The organism is Mesorhizobium sp. WSM4833 (genome assembly GCF_055811095.1).
Genome location: NZ_JBVVQG010000014.1, coordinates 22,673 through 28,932, shown reverse-complemented (window position 1 = coordinate 28,932; position 6,260 = coordinate 22,673). Strand labels below are relative to the sequence as shown.

4 protein-coding genes and 1 pseudogene are annotated in these 6,260 nt (G+C 61.2%); 3 read left to right on the top strand and 2 right to left on the bottom strand.

All coding sequences use genetic code 11. From position 1 onward, the window contains the following. Both AC0L2D_RS24750 and AC0L2D_RS24745 read right to left on the bottom strand, forming a co-directional pair. A pseudogene (locus AC0L2D_RS24750) lies at positions 1–1,434 on the bottom strand (DUF5801 repeats-in-toxin domain-containing protein); the annotation flags it as partial. A gap of 313 nt (positions 1,435–1,747) precedes the next feature. Continuing rightward, a complete protein-coding gene (locus AC0L2D_RS24745; RefSeq protein ID WP_013529878.1) occupies positions 1,748–2,395 on the bottom strand; it encodes a response regulator transcription factor in 648 nt (215 codons plus the stop codon). A 697-nt stretch (positions 2,396–3,092) separates the two neighbouring features. Here AC0L2D_RS24745 and AC0L2D_RS24740 point away from each other — a divergent pair. From AC0L2D_RS24740 to purU, 3 genes are all read left to right on the top strand, one after another. Then, positions 3,093–4,349, top strand: coding sequence for an aminomethyl transferase family protein (locus tag AC0L2D_RS24740; RefSeq protein WP_224675223.1), 1,257 nt, complete (start codon positions 3,093–3,095; stop codon positions 4,347–4,349). 143 nt (positions 4,350–4,492) lie between these two features. Continuing rightward, the gene (locus tag AC0L2D_RS24735; protein ID WP_224675222.1) at positions 4,493–5,386 is read left to right on the top strand and encodes a methylenetetrahydrofolate reductase; all 894 of its coding nucleotides are present in this window, start codon (positions 4,493–4,495) and stop codon (positions 5,384–5,386) included. Further along, on the top strand, positions 5,383–6,249 hold the full coding sequence (gene purU / locus AC0L2D_RS24730) for a formyltetrahydrofolate deformylase (RefSeq protein ID WP_013529881.1): 867 nt from the start codon (positions 5,383–5,385) through the stop codon (positions 6,247–6,249). The genes AC0L2D_RS24735 and purU overlap by 4 nt, the downstream gene beginning before the upstream one ends. The last annotated feature ends 11 nt before the right edge of the window (positions 6,250–6,260 follow it).

Below are 6,260 nucleotides of genomic sequence, written 5' to 3'. Positions count from 1 at the left end.
GGTCGCCGCCCCGCCGGCCAGGGCAAGTGCGTAGGTCACATTCGTGGTGACGCCGTCGACCGCGCTCGCGGTGAAGGTCGGTGGCGTGATCGTCGCCTGGCTGTGCCCGCCAGCCCCGCTCGCCTCGATCACCTCGGCTGCGCCAACCACCGGCGCGGCCGTGATCGAAAGCGTCGGCCCGTCGTCGTCGAAGTTGATGAACGAGCCGACCTGTTCGGTGTAGGCGTTGGTGGTCGTTGTCGAGAAATGGAACTCGGTGATGTCGCACCCTTCGTTTGAATCGACACCCGTAACCAGCAACCGATCCATTTGGCTGCTAGTGGTGACGTTGACAGTGGTGATGTTATCGAGTCCGGTGATTGTGACGATGTTGGTCCCGAGCCCACTGATGGTGACATCAACGTTCCCCGCGACGTCATAGGTACCATTGGCGGTGATGGGGGATGCAACCCCCGACTGGCCGATCAGCGTGAGGCTGGTGATGGGCGCGGCGGTGGTCGGGCTGCCGTCATAGAAGTTCAAGCCTTGCTCGTTGCCCTGAACGTCGAGGGCGGTGATCTTGATGTCCACCCGCAAATTCGGATTGGAAGGCGTGATCTGGTTGATCGTGAACCCGGCATGCGTGATATTATCGATATGGCTGCCGTACTGGATTTGCGAGGCAGAACCTGCGGGCAGGTTGGCACCGGAGACGAAATCGACCTGCAGCGTTTCGGTCGGATTGATGCTCTGGTTGTTGACGCCGAAGCCTTGGGTACTCACGTTGGCGGTGGCATTGTTCGCCCCCAGGAACCCTGTCACCAGAAGCTGACTGCCGGCGCCGCCGGACGAATTGATCGCGTAGAAGTCATGATTGCCGGGTGCGGCGTTCTGGCCAGAGAAATTGGCCACGGTGGTCCCCGAGACCGAGGCGAACACATGATCTGTCAGATCGATGCGGTCGTCCGGGTCGGTCGCGACCGGATGAAGCAACGGCACATACTGGACCGTGTACAAGTCCGCATGGGTGGCGTCGGTGGTTATCAGCGCAAACGAGTAGGCGAGCGGCCCGGTCGCAGCGGGTGCGACGAGCGGGTTAGAGGTACCAATGACGCCGATCACGACGTTTGCATGAGTTGCGTCTTTGAACAGCCAGACATAATTGCCATCGACCGTCCGGATGCCGCTGTTCACGCCGACGGTGGTGGAAAACGGGGTTCCGGAGGCGTTCTGCGTGAGAACGACCGAGGTGATGGTTTCCCCTGCGCTCGCCGAGGCCACCACGAAGTTGGACTTGAAGGCGACCTCCGGCGAGGTCAGCCCGCCCGGGCCGTCGAGGCCAAGGAGATAACTCACGGTGGCGTTGTTGTGCGGCGGAACGGTCGGGTTAACATCGCTGTCCTGAAGGCCAGTGGTCTCGTCGATGATGATGTCTTGGGCTGTGATGTCGAGCATGGAGGTTCTCCCCTGTTTAAACGCATCAAGAAAAGGGGATTCACCCCCCCCAGGTGCCGGATGCCCCTACCCAAGTGCATCCGCTGGCGCACAGAATTGCGGCCTTTGATCCTGCAATGTGCCGCCGGCGCAGAGGGCGCGTCCATTCCCGCTTCGATAGTATTGCGGTCAATGTCCGCACCTGATCGAAGGATATATATCCTTCGATCAGGTTGACCGGCGCTGCGGGAGGTCGCGCAGGCACGCGCCAGATGCCGTCAGACGGCTCTGCGGCCGTTGCCGTGCGTACAATGTCGGTGCGAGTGGAGAGTGTTCAGAGCAGGCCGGTTCGGCCCATTCCAGGACGCTCGGCGGCTTTGCCGTGCGTCATCCAGGCCAGTTCCGCCCGGCCGCCTAGGTGCAACTTCTCGTAGACGTGATGCAGGTGCATCTTCACCGTGCCTTCGGATAAATGCAGCCGCTGCGCGATGGTCTTGTTGCGCAGCCCGCGCGAGACGAGATCGGCGATTTCGGTCTCCCGCCCGGTCAGCCGGGACATTGGCTGCGGCTGCGAGCCGGGCATCAGCAGCTGCTGGACGATCTTGTTGTCGATCCACTTCTTGCCCGCCGCCACCGCATTCACGCATTCGATGAGAAAGCGGTGGCTGATGCCGTCCAGAAACAGGCCATCGACGTCGAGCGTCTGTATTTCCCTGACATCGAGCCTGCCGGTTGGCTGCACGATGAAGATGATGCCGAGAGCGCTGTTGCCGGCCTTCAGCCGTGAGGAAAGACCTGATGTCTGCTGATCCGCGAGATCCACGCCTACGATGACCATATCAGGCTGATGGCGCTCCACATGAGCAAGAACGTCCACAGGGCGGCGACACTGGGCGACAACATCGTGTCCAGCCTTCTGCAACACCCATTCCAGACCGGCGAGATATACCCCCCGCGGGTCCGCGACAACCACTGTTGACATGCGAACACCGTCCGTAAAAAACGCAACGAACTTGGTTAAATACCCGTAAAATCAGGAAACCAGAGCCCACATCGATTGTCAAGGAATAGCTAATATACATGTTGCTATAATCTACGGCGGACCGGCGGGCTCCCTCGCACCTAGCAGGCTGGCTGACGATTCTGCGGAGGCGATGCTGGACTTGGTTGAAATGCCAGCATTCGATCGCACGATGATCCGCGGAATCGAAGTCGAAATCGCCGGACGTCTCACCGCACTCCTGGGTGAGAAATTTGGTAGCGCCAGCGCGCTACCGCCTTTCCCCCACGCGTCGAGCTGCCAATTCAGGCTTCGATGCTACGGCTGAACGGGCCGAGCTTGTGCGGTGCGACGGCGTTACCTGGTCGACCGCAAGCGAGCATTTGCCGGTGAAGGCTGGCAGCGAAAGCAATCCGACGGCGGCTTCAAATATTCAGGTTGAACTGCGGGTATGCCGTCGGCAACCGGGGGCATTCCGAAAAACGCTGCGAAGTGAAAGTCTCACCCAAGATACGGATGAGGCAAGAGACATCTGACTGAGCGGGTTGCTGCTCGCAGGAAGCCGTCCCTGCAGTCTGCGCTTGGATAGTTTCGTTTCCATGGCGCGAGGTGCGCTGTTCCCCACCCGTTGTCGTCGAATGTCGCAGCAAAGTGCCTTGCGACTGGGAGGAGACCTGGAATGAACGACATCAAATTCACGTCCGGCCTGAGCGTGGTGGCAGATGCCCATGTCGCCTTTCGCGGCACGCCCTTCGTCGAACGGACGGCGCCACTGAACCAGAACGCACTCTGGATGCGCTGGGACAGGAACATGGTCGTCGATTGCTACTCCGATATGGTCGAGGAACTGGCGGCTATCCGCAACAGGGTGGCCATGGGCGACATGTCACCACTGTCGAAATATGTCATTGCCGGTCCGGATGCCGAGAGGATGATGGATGCGCTCATCCCACGCGACATCAAGAAGCTGCAGGTCGGCCAGATCTACTATGCACCGTGGTGCGACGAGAACGGCCATGTCGTCGGCGACGGTCTGGTTTTCCGCATGGATGAAACCACCTTACGCGTTTCCGCCGATCCCGGCCTTTCCTGGTGGAAGCAGCATGCCGAAGGCCTCGACGTCCGTGTCACCGACATATCCGATAGCTACGGCATCCTCACCTTGCAGGGACCGCGTTCCCGCGAAGTGCTGGAGGCTGTCACCCAGTCCGTGCAGGAATTGCCGTTCTCTCGCTTGGCCATCGTCACAATTGCCGGCAGACGGGTCGAGATCCTGCGCCAGGGTTTTACCGGCGAGCATGGCTATGAATTGTGGGTCAAGGCGGATGACGGCGCCGCCGTGTGGGACGCGGTCGAGGCGGCAGGCAAGCCTTTTGGCATCCTTCCTGCCGGCGCCTGGGCGCTCGACATAGCACGTCTCGAAGCCGGGCTGCTGATCGTTGGCTACGACTATACAAGTGCCGGCCCAGACCATGGCGGCGCCGGCATTCAGGCAGCTGGAAAGTATCGTGCGTCGCCCTTCGACCTCGGCCTGGGCCGGCTGGTCGACTTTCGCAAGGCCGATTTCATCGGCAAGGCGGCGCTGCAGCGCATGTCGAACACGGGTGACCATCGCCAGCTCGTCGGGCTCGACATCGACTGGTCGCAAGCCCTCGACGGCAAGGGGCTTGAGAGCAATGCGCCCGGAAATCTGCGGCGCGTGCAGTGGTATCCGCTGAAAGCCTTTCGCGGCGGGAAGGAAGTTGGGCACGCCAGCAGCGTCGCCTGGTCACCTTCGACCGGCAGGATGATCGGCTTCGGCCATCTGCGGCGTGAAGCCGCCGAGACCGGCACCGAGCTCACGCTGAAGTGGAACAAGGATGGCGTGGCGGCCGATGTCAGGGCGCGTGTGGTGGCGCTGCCGTTCCTGTCGCTCAAACGCGCCGCCAACGGTTAGCGAAACGCTGTTTCAGAACTGAGAGTCCTGTCGTTGCATCCTCCCGCGACGACAAGCCGGGCAGCTGGTCTGCCCGGCTCCCATTGCCGCGGCCTACGGTGCCGCGAAATCGTGAAGCTGGTCGGGAGAGACCTGGAAAGATCATGAACGACATGCGCCAAGAGCTTATCCAGACGCGAGGTTCGGCTACATTTGTGTTCGACGCGGAGGTGTCGATCGAACTGGCACCGGCGCAGGCACGCACCTTTGCGCCACCAGCGGACTGCTTCCCGCTTGGCTCGCGCGTCTTTCTTACTCACCTTCCCGGCAAGCCCGAGGCTTTGCAAATCGAAGCAGCGCGCCGGATCAAGGAGTTGGGCTTTGTGCCGGTGCCACATCTGGGCGCGCGGAACTTCAATTCGGAGCAGGACTATGTCGATCTTGTCACCGCCCACAGTCGAAACGGGATAAGCGAAGCGCTCTTTCTTGGCGGCAATCCGGCTCTCTTTCCGGGGCCGTTGGGAGAGGCAACCCAGTTGCTCGCCCATCCCGTGGTCAAAGACAGTGCGATACGAACCGCCTTCGTCGCCGGCTATCCGGAAGGGCATCCAAGCATCGTCGAAGCCGTGCTGACGGACGCATTGCGGCGCAAGCTCGACATCTGTGCCGAGCGGTCGCTGGAAGCCAGGGTCGTATCGCAATTCGCCTTCGATGGCGACACGATCGCCGCCTGGGCGAGCAGTCTGCATACGGCGCATCCCGGGCTGCCGGTTCATGTTGGTCTGGCCGGTGTGACCAGCCTTACCAAACTCATCCGGTTCGCCATGATGTGCGGTGTCGGCCCTTCGATCGCGGCGCTGCGGCGTTCCGCCAGCGGCCTCTTCAACATCGTGGCCGACCGGAACCCAGCCGAGATCTTACAAACCATGGCGGCAAGCTACCCGGCGCCGACCGCGCCACTACACCTCCATTTCTTCCCATTCGGCGGATGGGAAAAGACGCTTGCCTGGTTCGCCGATTATCGCGAGGCGTGCTGGCCGCGGGTCAACGAACGATGAATTGTGCAGCGCTTCGACTGTCTTTCATTCTGACGCTGTCCTGCGAAGACCAGGCCGGGATCGTGGCGGCAGTGACGACCGAACTCGCCAACCTTGGCACGAACATTGCTGAAAGCAGCCAGCATTGGGACAGGGCCTCGAACCGTTTCTTCATGCGCATTGCCTTTTCGGCGCCCGCCTGGGTGTCTGCCGATGCCATCACCAAGGGACTTGCGCCTGTGGTGGATCGCTTCGGCCTGAGCAGCCGCCTGCTTGAGCGGAGCCGTCGGCCGAAAATCGTCATCATGGTCTCGAAGTTTGACCATGCATTGCTTCACCTCATCTACCAGATCCGTGTTGGCTGGCTCGAAGCCGAGGTTGCAGCGATCATCTCCAACCACGAAGACAGCCGCGAAACTGCGGCATGGGCTGGCATTCCCTACCACGTCTTGCCCATCTCGAAGGAGAACAAGCAGGAACAGGAAGGCCGGATACTGGCGGTGATCGAGGACGTCGGCGCCGACCTCGTCGTCCTGGCTCGCTACATGCAAGTGTATTCCGACGACCTCGCGGGGCGCCTGTTCGGCAAGGTCATCAACATCCACCATTCGTTCCTGCCAAGCTTCAAGGGCGCGCGGCCGTATCACCAGGCTTTCGAGCACGGAGTGAAGCTGATCGGCGCCACGGCTCACTATGTGACCGCCCAACTCGACGAGGGGCCGATCATCGAGCAGGAAACCGAGCGGGTAACGCATTCCATGAGCGTCGAGGATTTTATCGCGGCCGGCCGTGACATCGAAAGCCGCGTTCTGGCGCGTGCCATCAAACGGCACCTCGAAGCCCGCGTGATGATCAACGGACGAAAAACGGTTGTGTTCGCGTAAGGCGGCAACAC

Bases quoted from the DNA above. Each gene is read 5' to 3' on its own strand.
- AC0L2D_RS24745 (WP_013529878.1), bottom strand. From the start codon at position 2,395: ATGTCAACAGTGGTTGTCGCGGACCCGCGGGGGGTATATCTCGCCGGT.
- AC0L2D_RS24740 (WP_224675223.1), top strand. From the start codon at position 3,093: ATGAACGACATCAAATTCACGTCCGGCCTGAGCGTGGTGGCAGATGCC.
- AC0L2D_RS24735 (WP_224675222.1), top strand. From the start codon at position 4,493: ATGAACGACATGCGCCAAGAGCTTATCCAGACGCGAGGTTCGGCTACA.
- purU (WP_013529881.1), top strand. From the start codon at position 5,383: ATGAATTGTGCAGCGCTTCGACTGTCTTTCATTCTGACGCTGTCCTGC.